Raw genomic sequence first — 15,642 nt, 5'->3', positions numbered from 1 at the left:
AGAAAATGGCTGACAAGAGGGAAGTGGTAGCACTGAGTGCCGTGCGCAGCGCGGTGGGTACGTTCAACGGCGCGCTCGCCGGCATCGAGCCGTCCGAGCTTGGCGGCCTGGTCTTCAAGGAGGCGATCGCCCGCGCCGGCATCGATCCGAAGCAGATCAGCTTCGCCACGGTCGGCAACTGCATTCCGACCGAGTCGCGTTATCCCTACGTCGCGCGCGTGTCGACCATCCAGGCCGGCATGTCCATGGATTCGACCGCTTTCGCGGTCAACCGCCTCTGCGGCTCGTCGCAGCAGGCCATCGTCAACTCGGCGCAGGCCATCCTGCTCGGCGACGCGGACTTCGCCCTCGGCGGCGGCGTCGAGGTGATGTCCCGCGGCGCCTACCTGCTGCCGGCGCTGCGCTCGGGCGCGCGCATGGGCGACACCCAAGCCATCGACGCCATGGTGTCGGTGCTGACCGACCCGTTCGGCGTGGGCCACATGGGCATCACCGCCGAGAACCTCGCTGCCAAGCACGGCATCACGCGCGAGCAGCAGGATGCCTTCGCCGTCGAGTCGCAGACGCGCGCGGCCAAGGCGATCGCCGAGGGCCGCTTCAAGTCGCAGATCGTGCCGCTCACGTTCAAGACGCGCAAGGGCGACGTGGTGTTCGACACCGACGAGCATCCGCGCGCCGGCACCACCATGGAATCGCTGGCCAAGATGAAGCCCGCGTTCAAGAAGGACGGCACCGTCACCGCCGGCAACGCCTCGGGCATCAACGACGCCGCCGCCGCACTGATCCTGGCCGACGCCGCCAAGGCCGCCGCCGCCGGCTGCAAGCCGATCGCGCGCCTGGTCGCCTACGCCATCGCCGGCGTGCCCAACGACGTGATGGGCGAAGGCCCGATCCCCTCGACCAAGGTCGCGCTCGCCAGGGCCGGCCTCACGCTCGACAAGATCGACGTGATCGAGTCCAACGAAGCCTTCGCCGTGCAGTCGCTGACCGTGGCCAAGAACCTGGGCTTCGATCCGGCCAAGACCAACGTCAACGGCGGCGCCATCGCACTCGGCCACCCGGTCGGCGCCACCGGCGCGGTAATCGTGACCAAGCTGCTGCACGAGATGATCCGCGTCAATGGCCGCTATGGCCTCGCCACCATGTGCATCGGCGGCGGCCAGGGCATCACCACGATCTGGGAACGCATCTAAGCGTCGCCCCGCAGCAAGCAGGGGCCGGCCTCGCAAGGGGCCGGCCCTTTTTCATTGGAGCAGGGTGGCGAGGTGGCGCGCGGCCTGCTCGATGCCGTCGGTGGCCGGCGCCGGCGGCACGGCAGCCGAGAGGACTTCATCGAGCACGGCGCCGAGCGCTCCGCTCCGCAGTTCGTTCCCGGTGATCTCGCGGGCGCGGGCGTTCTTGCTCAACCACTCGATCAGGCAGTCCTGCTCGGGCCAGTCCTCGCGGCGCTGGTAGAGCACGGCCGTGCCGTTGCATGCCGCCTCGGCGAAGGTGCCATAGCCCGGTTTGGTGACGACGGCGTCGCTTGATGCGAGCAGATCGGCGAAGGGCCAGCCGAGCGGCTCGAAGGCCGACATATCGGAGCGCGCCACCTGCCATGCGGCGGGAACGAGCCAGTGCGTGTTCACGCGCGCGGGCCAGTCTTCGACCGGCAGTCGTGTCGGGATGCCGCCGAGCGCGACGAGGACGAGGCGAGATGCCGGCGAGATGCCGAGTGTTCTGCAGAGCTCGACGCGACGTCCGCGGCCGATGCTTGCGATGGGACCGATGCCGATGACACCGTCGAGTTCGTGCATCGGCATGCCCGGCGTGGTGCGCAGGAAAGCGGCCGAACGGTAGGCAGTCAGCATCTCGGCGTGGACGGGTGGCGCCCAGGCTTTCGCACCGAAAAAGTGTTCGAACAGATCGGCCCAGTTGAGCGAGCACATCGCGATGGCCGGAATGCCGGCACGCGCGGCGCCGGCCAGCGGCCGGTAGGAGACATTGGCGAACACGGCGTCGGCGCCGACGCGTTCGAGCAGCCGCGCCTCGCGTTCGACGTCCGCCGCAAAGTCCGCGTGGGCTGCACGGTAGGCGGCAGCCGTGGCAGGGCCATCGATGGTCAACGCGTCGATCATGCGGTAGCCGAAGTCGCTCGCAGCCGCGATCAACTCGAACGGCGCCGCCATGCGCTGAGCGAGTTTTTCCGGCGGCAGCGCTGTGCGCAGGGTCAGGCGCAGGTCGGGGCGCAGCTCCGCGAGGCGATTGAGCACCGGCGCCGTCTGCGCCAGGTGGCCGAAGCCATGCGAGGAAATATCGACGAACAGGTGCGCCATCACCGTCCGGTGATGGCGAGGAAATGGGCGTAGCGGCGCGGGTCGATTTCCCCGGTGGCGAGGGCCTGCTTGACGGCGCAGTCGGGCTCGTTGCGGTGGCGACAGTCGCGGAAGCGGCAGCCGGCGACCAGAGCGCGGAATTCGGGAAAGCCATGTTCAATTTCGCCGAAGCTCAAATGGCCGAGGCCGAATTCCTGCAGGCCGGGCGAGTCGATCAGGCCGCTGTTGTCGTCGAGGCGGTAGAGGCGGGCGTGGGTAGTGGTGTGCTTGCCGGAATCGAGCGCCGTCGAAATTTCGCGGGTCGCGGCACCGGCCCCGGGAACGAGCGCGTTGGTGATGGTGGATTTGCCCATGCCGCTCTGCCCGACCAGCACCGAGAGCTGGCCGGCAAGCCAGGGCAGGAGCGGCGTCACGTCCGTATGGGCGTGGAGTTCGACGATGGGCAGATCGACGCTGGCAAACGCCGCGATGAAGGGTGCGAGCTGGGCGCGGGCACCCGCCAGGCGGTCGGCCAGGTCGACCTTGTTGAGCGCGATCACCACGCGCATCTGTTCGTGCAGCGCGGCGACGAAGGCGCGCGAGATCAGTTCGTCGCTGAAGCCGGGTTCCGTCGCGACGACCAGGACGATCTGCGTCGCATTGGCGGCGATGAGCTTCTGCTTCCACTCGTCGCTGCGGTAGAGCAGCGACTTGCGCGGGGCGTGGGTGAGGATCTGGGCTTCGCTGTCGTGCAGCGGGCCGAGGCTGACGCGGTCGCCGCAGGCGTAGGGGCTTTTCTTGCCGCGCGGAATGCCGTTGACGACGCGACCATCGTCGAGGGTGATTTCGTAGTGCCGTCCGAAGGCGGCGGTGACGATGCCGGTGAGGCTCAAAGGCTGAACAGCGCGTCGATCTTGGCCGCGCCGTCAAAGTCCCTGGCCGTGAGGCCGCCTGCGTCGTGGGTGGTGAAACTCACGGTGCAGTGGTTGTAGCCGACCTCGAGGTCGGGATGATGGTCGCTGCGGTGGGCGATCCATGCCACCGCATTGACGAAGGCCATGGTCTCGTAATAGTTGGCGAAGCGGAAGATCTTGACGATGCGGGTGGCATGACGCGCCCAGCCGTCGAGCGTGGCCAGCCGCGTCGCGATCTCGCTGTCGTGGAGTGCGTTCAGGGGAGCCATATCACTTGAACTTGTAGTAGGTCTGGGCAAGCCAGGCGGCGACGTTGGCCTCGTCCTCGGGGAAGAACTTGGCGCCGGTCTGCGCGCTGCAGGCGGCAACGCGCTGGCGCAGGCTGGTCGCATCATTGATCTTGCGGTCGGCGCGGGTATAGACGGCACTGCCGTCGCCGCCCCAGCGTTGCACGTGGCAATTCACGCACTGTTTGTCGTGGAGGGCCTTGCCGGCCTTGACGTCGATCTTATCTGCGGCACAAGCGGCGCCGGCGAGGGTGGCGAGCAGGGCGGCGGTGAGCAGGGGTGAACGCATGGAGTTCTCCTTTCAGGCGGACTTAAGGTGGGCGATGCGCTGGCTGGCGGGCGGATGCGAATCATAAAACAGCGAGTGCAGCGGGTCGGGAGTCAGCGTCGCGGCGTTGTCGCGGTAGAGCTTGACCAGCGCGCTGACGAGGTCGCCGCCGCCGGCCTGCCGCGCGGCATAGGCGTCGGCCTCGAACTCGTGGCGGCGCGACAGCCACGACATCAGCGGGCCGAAGGGGAAGGCGAACACCGGCAGTACCAGCGAGAAGAGGATCAGCGCCATCGCCGTGCCGGGGTGGGCGACGCCGAGTCCGCCATAGAACCACGGCTGGTCGATCAGCTGGCCGAGCAGCCAGAGGAAGGCGAGCGACAGCGCGGACATCGCGGCGATGCGCTTCCAGACGTGGCGATGCTTGAAGTGGCCGAGTTCGTGCGCCAGCACCGCCTCGACCTCGGCGGGGGCGAGCTTGTCGAGCAGGGTGTCGAAGAAGACGATGCGCTTCGCCCGGCCGAAGCCGGTGAAGTAGGCGTTGCCGTGGGCCGAGCGCTTCGAGCCGTCCATCACGAACAGGCCCGAGCTGGCGAAGCCGCAGCGCGCCAGCAGCGCCTCGATGCGGGTCTTCATCTCGCCCTCGGCCAGCGGCGAGAACTTGTTGAACAGGGGGGCGATGAAGGTCGGGTAGAGCAGCATCACCAGCAGGTTGAAGCCGAGCCAGGCGGTCCAGACGTAGAACCACCACAGCGAGCCCATCGCGCCCATGAGCCAGAGCACGGCGAGCAGCAGCGGCCCGCCGATCGCCACCGTCAGCAGGAGCTGCTTGGCGAGGTCGGCGATGTAGAGCGCCGGGGTCATCTTGTTGAAGCCGAAGCGTGCCTCGAGCACGAAGGTGCGGTAGAGCGCGGTGGGCAGGCCGACGCAGAAGCCGGTGATGCCGATGCTGGCGAACAGGGCGATCCCGTGGCCGTAACCCGGGCCGGCGAAAGCGCCGCGCCAGAACTGGTCGAAGGCGGCGAGCAGGCCGCCGAAGGTGAAGACGAGCAGCAGCGCGGTATCGACGCCGAGCTCGACCAAGGCCAGCCGGGTCTTCGCCGTGGTGTAGTCGGCGGCCTTGTGGTGCTCGGCCAGCGAGATGCGGTCGGCGAACTCGGCCGGGACCGACCTGCGATGGGCGAGCACGTGGCGTAGCTGGCGCAGCGCCAGCCATGCGCGCAGCGCCGTCGTCAGGGCGAGCGCCGTCAGGAAAACGAGGGGAAAGACCTGTGCCACGGACCGGAAGATGGGGGGAAATATGCCAGAATGCAAGCCATCGCCGATCGCGACGACCGGCAACGCTTGAAAGCGCAAGGATTATGGCACAGGACCAGAACGCCCTCATCTGGCTGGACATGGAGATGACGGGCCTCAAGCCGGACAGCGACCGCATCATCGAGATGGCGATGGTGATCACCAATTCGCAGCTCGAACTGATCGCCGAGAGCGCGGTCTGGGTGGTCCATCAGAGCGACGCCATGCTCGACGGCATGGACGACTGGAACAAGAACACCCACGGCAAATCGGGGCTGGTGCAGAAGGTCAAGGACTCGGTACTCGACGAGGCCGAGGTCGAGGCGCAGGCGCTGCAGTTCCTCAAGCGCCATGTTCCCAAGGGCAAGTCGCCGATGTGCGGCAACTCGATCTGCCAGGACCGCCGCTTCATGGCGCGCTACATGCCTGAGCTCGAGGACTACTTCCACTACCGCAACCTCGACGTCTCGACGCTCAAGGAGCTGTGCAAGCGGTGGACGCCGGAGATCGCCAAGGGCGTCAAGAAGGGCGGCAAGCACCAGGCGCTCGCCGACATCTACGAGTCCATCGAGGAACTCAAGTACTACCGGGCGAACTTCCTGAAGGTCTAGTTTCTGCGGTAGAGGCGCAGCCGCTCGTTCTTGTCGCCGGGGCGGTTGCCTTCCCAGATCCTGGTCCAGCCCGGCTGTGCTTCCTCGCGCGGTGGCCCTTGCACCAGCAGCAGGCGACACTGACGGCGGCCTTCGGGCGGCGCGACCGTGCGGATGCCGGCGAAGTAGTCGAGCGAAGCGCGCTGCGGCAGGCCGAGCCCGCTGCGGGCGATGCAGCCTGAGCCTTCGGGCAACGCCGCCAGCAGCGCGGCCGCGACCGGCCGGTAGGTCTTGCCGTAATCGACCCAGGGCAGCCACAACGCCACCAGCAGCACCCAGCCGACGGCGACCCCGATGGCCCAATGCGTCACCGCCCGCCACGGCGAGCGCGGCAGGCGGACCAGCGCGAATAGCCAGGCTGCGGTAGCGGCGAACGCTACGGTCATGGCGAACCAGGAGACTTCGGCGGTGAAGCCGGGGGCGAGCTTGGCGAAGTTGCGGGCAAGTTTCGGGGGCCAGCCGGCGAGCATGGCGCTCGCACCCAGCCAGACCAGCCCGACGGCGAGCGTGAAGGTCGTCATGCCGAACCAGTCGAGCGCGTTGGCCGCTCCGCGCCGCAACTTCCCGGCGCCGGCAGCGGCAAGCAGGATGAGCGGCAGCAGTGCCGGCAGGGCATGCAGCGCACGGGCCTCGCGGCTCAGCAGCCAGAGCAGGCCGATCAGTGTGCCGGCCAGCGGCAGCAGGAGGGCGGGCTCCGCCAGCCGCCTGCGATTGGCCCACAGCGCCCAGCCGGCGATGGGCCACACCGGAAAGGCCGCCCAACCGAAGAGTTCGAGCAGATCGCCGACGGCGCTCGTTGCCGGCGCCGGAACCAGCAGGCGCCATTCGCTGGACCACCAGGCGGCGAGGTAGCTTGCGTCGGAGAAATACAGCGCGAGCGGCCAGGACAGCGCGAGCGGCAGGGCGACGGCGCTTGCCACCAGCAGGCCGGGCCAGGGTCTGGCGTCGCGCCAGCGCGGGGTGCCGAGCAGGAACAACAGGGGAGCGGTAATGGCGATCGCGGTGAGGCCGTCGGCGAGAAAGCCGCCGCCGAGCCCCAGGCCGAGCAGAATCCCGCCGGCCAGCGGACGCTTGCCGAGCTTGGCCAGGCCCCAGTAGGTCAGGGCCTGGCAGGCCAGCAGGGCGGGAACGGGGTGGGCGTCGTGCAGCGGCACCAGCAGGCCGAGCGTACCGATCGCCAGCAGGGGCGCGGCGAGCCCGGCATCGCGGTCGTAGAGCGTGCGTGCGGTACCTGCCAGCGCGATCAGGGTCAGGCCGCCGAACAACACGGTGGCCAGGCGCGCCGCGTCGTGAAGCGGCAGCAGCCACTGCATGGGCGTCGCGACCACGGCGGCGACCCAGTGATAGAGCGGCGCCGTGCCGGCCCAGGGGTCGCCGGCGATTTTCGGGATCAGCCAGCCGCCGTCCTTCAGCAGGCTGAAGACGATGCCGAGATGGACGGCGTCGTCGGTCTTCCAGGGATCGTGGCCGACGGCTCCGGCGATCAGCCAGACGGCGCAGAGCAGTGCCATCGCCATGGTGGACAGCGGCAGCGAGGATGCCGGCGTTGCGGGCCGTGGCCGGGGGGGCGGGGGCATCGGCGGGCGACGGAAATTAAAAAGGCAGCCGAAGCTGCCTTTTCTGGCGTGCGGCTACGCTCAGGCGGCCGCGCGCTTGCCGTATTTCTGGCGGAAGCGCTCGACGCGGCCGGCGGTGTCGACGATCTTCTGCTTGCCGGTGTAGAAGGGGTGGCAGGCGGAGCAGACCTCGATGTGCAGCGGCTTGCTGTTGGTCGAACGGGTCTTGAAGATGGCGCCGCAGGAGCAGGTCACTTCAATCTCGTTGTAGTTCGGGTGGATGCCTTCTTTCATTTCCTTGGTCCTCAGTACCTCGCTCCGGGGCCGGGGTGGAGCGGAAAACGCGCAATTATCCCGAAAAATCGCCGGGAAATCAACCTCGACGCATCGCGTTACAACAGACCGGCTGTTTGGGCTGTTGCGGCGAAGGCTAACTTGCACCGCAAGTTAAGCCGCGCAGCGGCGGCCGCGGCCAAAACCGGCCATACAAAAAGGGGCGTCAGCCCCTGCGCATCGCGTCGAAGAATTCGCCGTTGTTCTTGGTGGCCTTGATCTTGTCGAGGAGGAATTCCATCGCCTCGAGATCGTCCATGTTGTAGAGCAGCTTGCGCAGGATCCACATCTTCTGCAGCACGGTGGGTTCGAGCAGCAGTTCCTCGCGGCGGGTGCCGGAGCGATTGACGTTGATCGCCGGGTAGATGCGCTTCTCGGCCATGCGGCGGTCGAGGTGGATCTCCATGTTGCCGGTGCCCTTGAATTCCTCGTAGATCACCTCGTCCATGCGGCTGCCGGTGTCCACCAGCGCCGTGGCGATGATGGTGAGCGAGCCGCCTTCCTCGAGGTTGCGCGCGGCGCCGAAGAAGCGCTTGGGCTTCTGCAGGGCATTGGCGTCCACGCCGCCGGTCAGAACCTTGCCCGAGGCCGGCTGCACGGTGTTGTAGGCGCGGGCCAGTCGCGTGATGGAGTCGAGCAGGATGACCACGTCCTTCTTGTGCTCGGTCAGGCGCTTGGCCTTCTCGATCACCATTTCAGCCACTTGTACATGACGCGTGGCCGGTTCGTCGAAGGTCGAGGCGACCACCTCGCCGCGCACGGTGCGCGTCATCTCGGTCACTTCCTCGGGGCGCTCGTCGATCAGCAGCACGATGAGCACGACTTCGGGATGGTTGGCGGTGATGGCGTGGGCGATGTGTTGCATCAGCACGGTCTTGCCCGCCTTGGGCGGGGACACGATCAGGCCGCGCTGGCCCTTGCCGATGGGCGCGATCATGTCGATGACGCGGCTGGTGGTGTTCTCCTCGGCGCGGATGTCGCGTTCGATCCGCAGGTGCTCGGTCGGGTGCAACGCCGTCAGGTTCTCGAACAGGATCTTGTTCTTGCACGCCTCGGGCGAACCGCCGTTGACCTTGTCGAGCTTGACCAGGGCGAAGTAGCGCTCGCCGTCCTTGGGCGTGCGGATCTCGCCCTCGATGGTGTCGCCCGAGCGCAGGTTGAAGCGGCGCACCTGAGACGGCGAGACGTAGATGTCGTCGGTGCCGGCGAGATAGGAAATGTCGGGCGAGCGCAGGAAGCCGTAGCCGTCGGGCAGGACTTCGAGGCAGCCGTCGCCGTAGATGGTCTCGCCCTTCTTGGCGTGCTGCTTGAGCAGGGCGAAGATCAGCTCCTGCTTGCGCAGCCGGTTGGCGCCTTCGATGTCGGCGGCATTGGCCATTTCCAGCAGTTGGCTGACGTGGTAATTCTTGAGCTCCGAAAGGTGCATGGCGCGTGGAGGACGGGGAGAGGGGACGTTGGAAAACGCGAGGCCGCGGATGGACTGCGGCTGCGACCGGAAAACCGGGAGGAGTGGCGGGTGAATCCTGGGTGGTGCGGGGAGCGGTGTGGCCGAAGTGGCTGACGCCGGCGCTACGAATTCGCCGACCGCCGCGGGCCCGAATCCGTTCTGGCTCTTGTTATTGGCGACGGATTCAGGCGCGGACTGTAGCGGTATCAGAGATTGCTGTCAATGAAGGCGGTGAGCTGCGACTTCGACAGGGCACCGATCTTGGTGGCCTCGACGTTGCCGCCCTTGAACAGGATCAGCGTCGGAATGCCGCGGATGCCGTACTCGCCCGGCGTCTTCGGGTTTTCGTCGATGTTGAGCTTGGCGACCTTGAGCTTGCCGGCGTACTCGCGGGCAACCTCGTCGAGGATCGGCGCGATCATCTTGCACGGGCCGCACCATTCGGCCCAGTAGTCGACGATGACCGGGGTGGCCGATTCCAGCACTTCGTTCTTGAAGGTGGCATCGGTGACATAAACGATATGTTCGCTCATGAATTCCTCTAGCGTGAATTGGGGAAGGAGTGGTGCGTCGCGGGCGCCGTCTCGAGGCGGTTCGGGCATCGTGGCCGCGGATGGTGACGCGATGCCGGGGCGACATGACCCCCATCCTAGCAAAATTCGCCGCCTTCTGGAATTGAAAATCCCCGCCTATACTTCATTTGGATTCCAGAAAGGAACACCTTATGACCTACGTGGTGACCGAGTCGTGCATCAAGTGCAAGTACACCGACTGTGTCGATGTCTGCCCAGTCGACTGCTTTCGCGAGGGACCGAACTTCCTGGTGATCGATCCCGACGAGTGCATCGACTGTACGCTATGCGTCTCGGAATGCCCGGCGGAGGCGATCTTTGCCGAGGACGACGTGCCGGCGGCGCAGCAGCATTTCACTGCGCTCAACGCCGAGCTGGCCAAGCAATGGCCGGCGATCATCGAGCGCAAGGAGCCGCCGGCCGACGCCGACGAATGGCTCAAGGTCAAGGAAAAGCTCAAGCTGCTCGAACGCTGAATTGCGGCGGCGCACAAGGCGTGGCGGGCGCTTTTTGCCCGCGACAGTTCTTTTATTGCGGCCGTGCCTGGACTACCATGGACTTGCAGTCCGTCACATCAAACCTATAAGGAGGAGTGGACATGCAAGCGCGCGACATATTGGCCATCAAGGGCGCCGTTCTCTACACGGTATCTCCCGACAACAAGCTTTCCGAAGCCATCGTCATCATGACCGGTCAGGATATCGGTTCGCTGGTGTGTTTCGATGCCGGGCGGATGGTCGGCATGCTGACCTTCCGCGAAGTGCTCAAGGCGGTCAATGACAACGGCGCCGCCTGGGGCAGTGTCCGCGTTGCCGACGTCATGGTGCGCGACCCACTTGCCGCCGAGCCCGGCATGCAGGTGGATGACTTGCGCCGGATCATGCTCGACAAGCACATGCGCTACCTGCCGGTGATGGACGGCGCCACCCTGCTCGGCGTGATCTCCTTCCACGACGTCGCCAAGGCGGTGCTCGAGGACCAGGGCTTCGAGAACCGGATGCTCAAGGCCTACATCAGCGAGTGGCCGGAGGAACGCGCTACGGCTTGAGATGGGCGTGGGGGCGAGAATGCGGGTGGGGGGCTCGGTGTCGCATTGAACAGGATATGGTTGAACAGCTACCCGGCGGGCGTGCCCGCCGAGGTGGATCCCGCCGAGTTCCGTTCGCTCGCCGACCTTTTCGGGCGCTGCGTCGCCGCGCACGCGTCGCGTTGCGCCTATCTCAGCATGGGCAGGGCGCTCAGCTACGAGCGGCTGGACCGCGCGTCGCGCGACTTCGCCGCCTACCTGCAATCCCTCGGGCTCGGCCGCGGCCGCCGCGTGGCGCTGATGCTGCCGAACATCCTGCAGTACCCGGTCTGCCTGTTCGGCGCGCTGCGCGCCGGCTGCACGGTGGTCAACTGCAATCCGCTGTACACGGCGCGCGAACTCGAGTACCAACTCGCCGACAGCGGTGCCGAGGCCATCGTCATCCTGGAGAACTTCGCCCACGTGCTTGAAGCCGCGCTGCCGCGCACGGCGATCCGCCACGTCGTCGTCACCGGCCTGGGCGACATGCTCGGACTCGCCAGGGGCACGCTGATTAACTTCGTGGTACGGCATGTCAAGCGCCTGGTGCCGTCATGGACGCTACCGGGCGCCGTGCCATGGACCACCGCGCTGGCCGGCGGCGCGAAGGCGCGCTTCACGCTGCCCGCTCTCGGGCACGATGACATCGCCTTCCTCCAATACACCGGCGGCACCACCGGAGTCGCCAAGGGGGCGATGCTCAGCCACCGCAACATCCTCGCCAACCTGCAGCAGGCGCACGTCTGGATCCGCGGCTCGGTCAAGGAGGGAGAAGAGACCATCATCACGGCGTTGCCGCTTTTCCATATCTTCGCCCTCACGGTGAGCCTGGCCTTCTTCAGGATCGGCGCCAGCAACGTCCTGATCGCCAATCCACGCGACATCCGGGGTTTCGTCAGGGAACTTGCCCGCCATCGCTTCAGCATCATCACCGGCGTCAACACCCTGTTCAACGCGCTGCTCAACAACCGGGATTTCTCCCGCCTCGATTTCTCCTCGCTCAAGGTCTGCCTCGGCGGCGGCATGGCGGTGCAGCGGGCCGTTGCCGAGCGCTGGCAGGCGGTCACCGGCTGCGCGCTGCTCGAGGCCTACGGGCTGACGGAGGCGTCGCCGGCGGTGACCATCAACCCGCTCGATCTGCCCGAGTACAACGGTAGCATCGGCCTGCCGCTGCCGTCGACGGACGTGACGATCCGCGACGACGCCGGCAGCGACCTCGCCCCCGGCATCGCCGGCGAGCTGTGCGTCCGCGGGCCGCAGGTGACGCGTGGCTACTGGCAACGACCGGACGAAACGGCACTGGCGATGACGGTCGACGGTTTCCTGCGCACCGGCGACATCGCGGTGATGGACGAGAAGGGCTATGTGCGCCTCGTCGATCGCAAGAAGGACACCATCCTGGTTTCGGGATTCAACGTCTACCCCAACGAGGTGGAGGACGTGGTTGCCTTGCACCCCGGCGTGCTCGAGGTGGCGGCTGTCGGCGTGCCCGACGCGCATTCCGGCGAGGTGGTCAAGCTGTTCGTGGTGAAACGCGATCCCGCCCTGACCGCCGAGGCCCTGATCGCCCACTGCCGCGTGAGCCTCACCGGCTACAAGATCCCCCACCAGGTCGAGTTCCGCGGCGAGCTGCCGAAGACCACCGTCGGCAAGATTCTGCGCCGCGCGCTGCGGCCGTAGCCGCGACTCCGCTCGCCGGGAAAAGTCGGTGCTGGCGGTACGCCGAGCGACGCCGCCTCAATGGCGTTCGCCGAACAGCCAGTTCTCGAACTCGCCGCGGGGCATCGGCTTGGCGAAATGGTCGCCCTGCAGGCGGTCCACCCCCATCGAGCGAAGCTTGCTTGCGGTGACCTCGTCTTCGACGCCCTCGGCGACGGTCGTCATGGCGAGCGCCTTGGCCAGGTGGATGATGGCCTGGGCCATCGATTGCCCGGCAGGTTCGTGCAGGCGGCGGACGAAGGAAATGTCGATCTTGAGTTCGCTGACCGGCATCTCGTGCAGTTGCGACAGGGCGGAATAGCCGGTGCCAAAGTCGTCGATGGCGATGTGGAAGCCGATGCGATGCAGGCCGTGAAGGCGCTCCGAGGCGTTGGCGACGTCGAGCAGCGCGATGCTTTCGGTGATCTCCAGCACGATGTCGGACGGGGCAAGGCCGGCCAGCGCCAGTTCGCCGACCAGCTGCTCGGTCACGCGCGGCGAGAACAGCTGCCGTTTCGATATGTTGATCGCGAGGCGCAAGTTGCGGCCGCGCTCGCGCCATGCCACCAGTGCCGGCAGCGCCTGCAGCCAGATCTGGTGGCCCAGCTCGTTGATCATGCCGGTGCTTTCGGCGATGGGAATGAAAGTGGCGGGGCTGACCCAGCCGAAATCCGCATCGTGCCAGCGCGCCAGCACCTCGGCGACGAGACACTCGCCGTCGTCGGCGTTGACGATGGGCTGGAACCACGCCTGGATGCGCCTGCCACTGACCGCCTCGACCAGCTTGTTCTGGATGTAGAGTTCGCGCTTGCCGCCGCTCTTGTCCGACACTTCACCGAAAAAGCACGTCTGGTTGCGTCCCTGGGTTTTCGCGAAGAACATGGCGCGGTCGGCATGGGTCAGCAGGCTGTCGACCTCGTGCGCATCGTCGGGATAGACGGCCACACCCATGCTGAAGGTGATCGCGTATTCGCCGTCCTCGATCTTTATCGGGGCCTTCAGGGCCCCGGTGATCTTGTGCGTGACCAGACGGGCGTCTTCCTCGCCACCCAGGCCCGGCAGCAACAACACGAACTCGTCGCCACCCCAGCGCGCGAGGGTGTCACCGGCCCGCAGCTGCGAGCGCAGGATGTTGGCGAAGGCGACCAGCAGACGGTCGCCGGCCTTGTGGCCGAGGCTGTCGTTGATCTTCTTGAAGTGATCGAGGTCGAGGAAGCAGACCGCTACACGCTGTTCGGCGCGGCTGGCCATGCGGGTCGCGATCTTGATGCGGTCCTCGAGCAGCACACGGTTGGGCAGATCGGTCAGGGCGTCGTGCAGCGCCATGTGGGTAATCTTTTGCTCATGCAGGTAGGTCTGGGTGATGTCACGCAGCACACCGCGGATTTCCGCTGGCGCATTGTCCGTTCCGGGCTGCGCAACCAGGCGGCATTCGACCCATTGCTCGTGGTTCAGGTCGCTGCGCAGGCGCAGGCGCAGGTCGGCCTGCAGCTTCTCGCCCTTCTGGAAGGCGGTGCAGGTGCGTTGAATCGTCTGGACGTCGTCGCCGTGGATGAATTGGGTAATCGGCAGGCCGACCAGCGACTCCGACCTGTGGGTCAGCCGGTTCCAGCCGGGGCTGGCACGGATGATGCGGCCGGAACAGTCGAGCTCGACCACGGCCTCCTCAAGCATGGAGAGAGTGTCGAGATAGGCGCGCTGTTCGCGTTCGCGTTCACTGATCCGCCTCATCATCGTGCCCAGCGTCATGGCGACGTCGCCGATTTCGTCGTTGCGGCTGGTCGCCGGGGCGAGCAGAGGCACGGCCTGTTCCGGTGAGCCCTGGCCGGCGAAGGACACGGTTGCCGCGTCGAGCGATTCGACGCGGCGGACCGAGCGGCTGAGCCAGCGACCGAGACCGAGCCAGAGCATGACGATAACCATCGTAATGGCGACCAGCGGCCGCAACATGAACTCACTGACATGGATGCTTTCGATGAAGTCGCGGCGCACGATCAGCGTCGGCGCCTGCGGGCTGTCGTGTGGCCAGCGCAGCCGGATCTGAATCACCGCCGGCTGTCCCGGGATCAGGCCCTCGCGTTGCGCGTCGATCGTCAGGCCGGCCTCGGGGTGCGAGCCGGCGACGATGCTGCCGGCTGCCTCGAGGTAGAGCCTGAGCTCGGGACTCAGCAGGCCCTTGAGCGTCGAGGTGTTGAGCGGGCGGAACAGCACCAGCGTTCCCTGGCCGGAGGCACCGAGCCAGAGTGGAACGGCGAGGACGCGGTAGAGCTCGCGATGTTCGGCCGAGTAATACCAGCCGCTCTTGCCGAGTTCGTTGATTGTGCCGAACTTGTGGGCCTCGGCGCCGAAGCGGTAGATCACCTTGCCGCCACCGTCGAGAATGACGAGATCGGAAAACTCGACAAATTCCCATTGCGCGGTGAGGAAGCTGTTGAGCTTGGCCCAGCGGATCGCCTCGGGCTCCTCGAGGATGCGGGTGAATTCGATGCGGCTGCGCGTCTGCTCCGCTTGGGTCAGCCAGGCGCTCTCGACTTTGGGCAGCAGTTCGGCGTAGTAGCTCCGCGTCACGGACTGCTTCTGCTCGACCTCGCGGTTCTGCCGGGTGGTGAAGCTGTTGTAGCCGACCAGCGAGATGCCGACGGCCAGGATGACGATCACCGCCACCAGCCGCAGCAGCGCTTGGCGCCGGATGGTGACGCGTCGTCGCGGCGTGGGCGCGGAACCCGCATGGATGTCGCTCATTGGCGCTGTCCGGCCCAGCGGGCATCGATCAGACTGTGGGCCGAGGTGAGCTTGAGGCCGGGCATCGCGGCGCGCAGGAAGACATCGGTCTCGCCGATCTGCGGGATGCTGAAGCGGGCGTCCGGACTGAAGATTCCCGGCAGAGTCTTGAGCAGGGCGGCGAGATCGGCGTTGCCGGCGAGCATGTCCTCGATGGCGCGGATGCCGCCGGGTTGGTCACGCACGCCGACTTCGCGGTCGAAGTTGAGTCCCGGGATTAGGTCGATCGGCAGGAAGGGCAGCGCGTCGGGACCTGGAACGTTGATGCGAATCAGGGTTTCGCCGCTGGCCGAGCGGGAATGTGCCACGACGGAAAGCAACAGGGCACCACAGGCGGCCTGAAGCGTGCGGCGTCTGCTGGGATTCATGCACAACCCTCCGCTTTCCGGTTCTTCTCGCTCCGGCCGCTTGTGACGAGGCGGCGGCCCAAGCCGTTTTTTGGGCCATGTTAAACTGCGCCCCCAAAGTCCAACAAGGTAA

General features: G+C 66.5%; 16 protein-coding genes. 5 read left to right on the top strand and 11 right to left on the bottom strand.

Annotated features, from left to right (window positions below; all coding sequences use genetic code 11):
* The first annotated feature begins 5 nt into the window (after positions 1 to 5).
* Positions 6 to 1,193 (top strand): acetyl-CoA C-acyltransferase family protein, encoded by a 1,188-nt coding sequence (locus EJE94_RS14065; RefSeq protein ID WP_121243114.1) that lies wholly within the window; start codon positions 6 to 8, stop codon positions 1,191 to 1,193.
* 51 nt (positions 1,194 to 1,244) lie between these two features.
* Here the strand turns inward: EJE94_RS14065 and EJE94_RS14060 are convergent, their stop codons facing one another.
* From EJE94_RS14060 to EJE94_RS14040, 5 genes are read right to left on the bottom strand one after another with little or no spacing between them, the layout of a single operon-like run.
* The gene (locus EJE94_RS14060) at positions 1,245 to 2,315 is read right to left on the bottom strand and encodes a glycosyltransferase family protein (protein ID WP_121243113.1); all 1,071 of its coding nucleotides are present in this window, start codon (positions 2,313 to 2,315) and stop codon (positions 1,245 to 1,247) included.
* Complete coding sequence (rsgA, locus tag EJE94_RS14055; RefSeq protein WP_121243112.1) at positions 2,315 to 3,187, bottom strand: ribosome small subunit-dependent GTPase A; 873 nt, start codon at positions 3,185 to 3,187, stop codon at positions 2,315 to 2,317. The genes EJE94_RS14060 and rsgA overlap by 1 nt, the downstream gene beginning before the upstream one ends.
* Positions 3,184 to 3,477, bottom strand: a complete 294-nt coding sequence (locus tag EJE94_RS14050; protein WP_121243111.1) for a 4a-hydroxytetrahydrobiopterin dehydratase — start codon at positions 3,475 to 3,477, stop codon at positions 3,184 to 3,186. The genes rsgA and EJE94_RS14050 overlap by 4 nt, the downstream gene beginning before the upstream one ends.
* Position 3,478: 1 nt before the next feature.
* Positions 3,479 to 3,784, bottom strand: coding sequence for a cytochrome c (locus EJE94_RS14045; RefSeq protein ID WP_121243110.1), 306 nt, complete (start codon positions 3,782 to 3,784; stop codon positions 3,479 to 3,481).
* Positions 3,785 to 3,796: 12 nt separating this feature from the next.
* Positions 3,797 to 5,041 (bottom strand): M48 family metallopeptidase, encoded by a 1,245-nt coding sequence (locus EJE94_RS14040; protein ID WP_121243204.1) that lies wholly within the window; start codon positions 5,039 to 5,041, stop codon positions 3,797 to 3,799.
* Positions 5,042 to 5,124: 83 nt separating this feature from the next.
* Here EJE94_RS14040 and orn point away from each other — a divergent pair, with 83 nt between their 5' ends.
* Positions 5,125 to 5,670 (top strand): oligoribonuclease, encoded by a 546-nt coding sequence (gene orn / locus EJE94_RS14035; RefSeq protein WP_121243109.1) that lies wholly within the window; start codon positions 5,125 to 5,127, stop codon positions 5,668 to 5,670.
* Here the strand turns inward: orn and EJE94_RS14030 are convergent.
* The 4 genes from EJE94_RS14030 to trxA form a co-directional block, all read right to left on the bottom strand.
* Positions 5,667 to 7,286 carry an ArnT family glycosyltransferase gene (locus tag EJE94_RS14030; protein WP_121243108.1) on the bottom strand — a complete coding sequence of 540 codons (1,620 nt, stop codon included), beginning with the start codon at positions 7,284 to 7,286 and terminating at the stop codon, positions 5,667 to 5,669. The genes orn and EJE94_RS14030 overlap by 4 nt on opposite strands.
* Before the next feature lie 60 nt (positions 7,287 to 7,346).
* Positions 7,347 to 7,559, bottom strand: coding sequence for a 50S ribosomal protein L31 (rpmE, locus tag EJE94_RS14025; RefSeq protein WP_121243107.1), 213 nt, complete (start codon positions 7,557 to 7,559; stop codon positions 7,347 to 7,349).
* Positions 7,560 to 7,764: 205 nt separating this feature from the next.
* On the bottom strand, positions 7,765 to 9,024 hold the full coding sequence (rho, locus tag EJE94_RS14020; protein ID WP_121243106.1) for a transcription termination factor Rho: 1,260 nt from the start codon (positions 9,022 to 9,024) through the stop codon (positions 7,765 to 7,767).
* Between the two features lie 227 nt (positions 9,025 to 9,251).
* Positions 9,252 to 9,578, bottom strand: coding sequence for a thioredoxin TrxA (gene trxA / locus EJE94_RS14015; protein WP_121243105.1), 327 nt, complete (start codon positions 9,576 to 9,578; stop codon positions 9,252 to 9,254).
* 191 nt (positions 9,579 to 9,769) lie between these two features.
* Between trxA and fdxA the strand changes: the two genes are divergently transcribed.
* The 3 genes from fdxA to EJE94_RS14000 all read left to right on the top strand — a co-directional run bounded on the left by fdxA (position 9,770) and on the right by EJE94_RS14000 (position 12,363).
* Positions 9,770 to 10,093 (top strand): ferredoxin FdxA, encoded by a 324-nt coding sequence (gene fdxA, locus EJE94_RS14010; RefSeq protein ID WP_121243104.1) that lies wholly within the window; start codon positions 9,770 to 9,772, stop codon positions 10,091 to 10,093.
* A 122-nt stretch (positions 10,094 to 10,215) separates the two neighbouring features.
* Entirely contained in the window at positions 10,216 to 10,665 is a 450-nt protein-coding gene (locus EJE94_RS14005) for a CBS domain-containing protein (RefSeq protein ID WP_121243103.1), read from the top strand.
* A gap of 45 nt (positions 10,666 to 10,710) precedes the next feature.
* Positions 10,711 to 12,363 carry an AMP-binding protein gene (locus tag EJE94_RS14000; RefSeq protein WP_121243102.1) on the top strand — a complete coding sequence of 551 codons (1,653 nt, stop codon included), beginning with the start codon at positions 10,711 to 10,713 and terminating at the stop codon, positions 12,361 to 12,363.
* Positions 12,364 to 12,420: 57 nt separating this feature from the next.
* Here the strand turns inward: EJE94_RS14000 and EJE94_RS13995 are convergent, their stop codons facing one another.
* Together EJE94_RS13995 and EJE94_RS13990 are read right to left on the bottom strand one after the other, a co-directional pair.
* The gene (locus tag EJE94_RS13995; protein ID WP_121243101.1) at positions 12,421 to 15,123 is read right to left on the bottom strand and encodes a putative bifunctional diguanylate cyclase/phosphodiesterase; all 2,703 of its coding nucleotides are present in this window, start codon (positions 15,121 to 15,123) and stop codon (positions 12,421 to 12,423) included.
* A complete protein-coding gene (locus EJE94_RS13990; RefSeq protein WP_124962471.1) occupies positions 15,120 to 15,530 on the bottom strand; it encodes a hypothetical protein in 411 nt (136 codons plus the stop codon). The genes EJE94_RS13995 and EJE94_RS13990 overlap by 4 nt, the downstream gene beginning before the upstream one ends.
* Positions 15,531 to 15,642 lie beyond the last annotated feature (112 nt).

This window comes from Sulfurisoma sediminicola, assembly GCF_003865015.1.
Lineage (GTDB): Bacteria > Pseudomonadota > Gammaproteobacteria > Burkholderiales > Rhodocyclaceae > Sulfurisoma > Sulfurisoma sediminicola.
Note: the sequence above shows the minus strand (reverse complement) of the source record. Positions and strands in the feature narration are given on the sequence as shown.

Bases quoted from the DNA above. Each gene is read 5' to 3' on its own strand.
- rho (WP_121243106.1), bottom strand. From the start codon at position 9,024: ATGCACCTTTCGGAGCTCAAGAATTACCACGTCAGCCAACTGCTGGAA.
- EJE94_RS13990 (WP_124962471.1), bottom strand. From the start codon at position 15,530: ATGAATCCCAGCAGACGCCGCACGCTTCAGGCCGCCTGTGGTGCCCTG.
- orn (WP_121243109.1), top strand. From the start codon at position 5,125: ATGGCACAGGACCAGAACGCCCTCATCTGGCTGGACATGGAGATGACG.
- trxA (WP_121243105.1), bottom strand. From the start codon at position 9,578: ATGAGCGAACATATCGTTTATGTCACCGATGCCACCTTCAAGAACGAA.
- rpmE (WP_121243107.1), bottom strand. From the start codon at position 7,559: ATGAAAGAAGGCATCCACCCGAACTACAACGAGATTGAAGTGACCTGC.
- EJE94_RS14045 (WP_121243110.1), bottom strand. From the start codon at position 3,784: ATGCGTTCACCCCTGCTCACCGCCGCCCTGCTCGCCACCCTCGCCGGC.
- EJE94_RS14060 (WP_121243113.1), bottom strand. From the start codon at position 2,315: ATGGCGCACCTGTTCGTCGATATTTCCTCGCATGGCTTCGGCCACCTG.
- EJE94_RS14030 (WP_121243108.1), bottom strand. From the start codon at position 7,286: ATGCCCCCGCCCCCCCGGCCACGGCCCGCAACGCCGGCATCCTCGCTG.
- EJE94_RS13995 (WP_121243101.1), bottom strand. From the start codon at position 15,123: ATGAGCGACATCCATGCGGGTTCCGCGCCCACGCCGCGACGACGCGTC.
- EJE94_RS14050 (WP_121243111.1), bottom strand. From the start codon at position 3,477: ATGGCTCCCCTGAACGCACTCCACGACAGCGAGATCGCGACGCGGCTG.
- EJE94_RS14005 (WP_121243103.1), top strand. From the start codon at position 10,216: ATGCAAGCGCGCGACATATTGGCCATCAAGGGCGCCGTTCTCTACACG.
- EJE94_RS14065 (WP_121243114.1), top strand. From the start codon at position 6: ATGGCTGACAAGAGGGAAGTGGTAGCACTGAGTGCCGTGCGCAGCGCG.
- fdxA (WP_121243104.1), top strand. From the start codon at position 9,770: ATGACCTACGTGGTGACCGAGTCGTGCATCAAGTGCAAGTACACCGAC.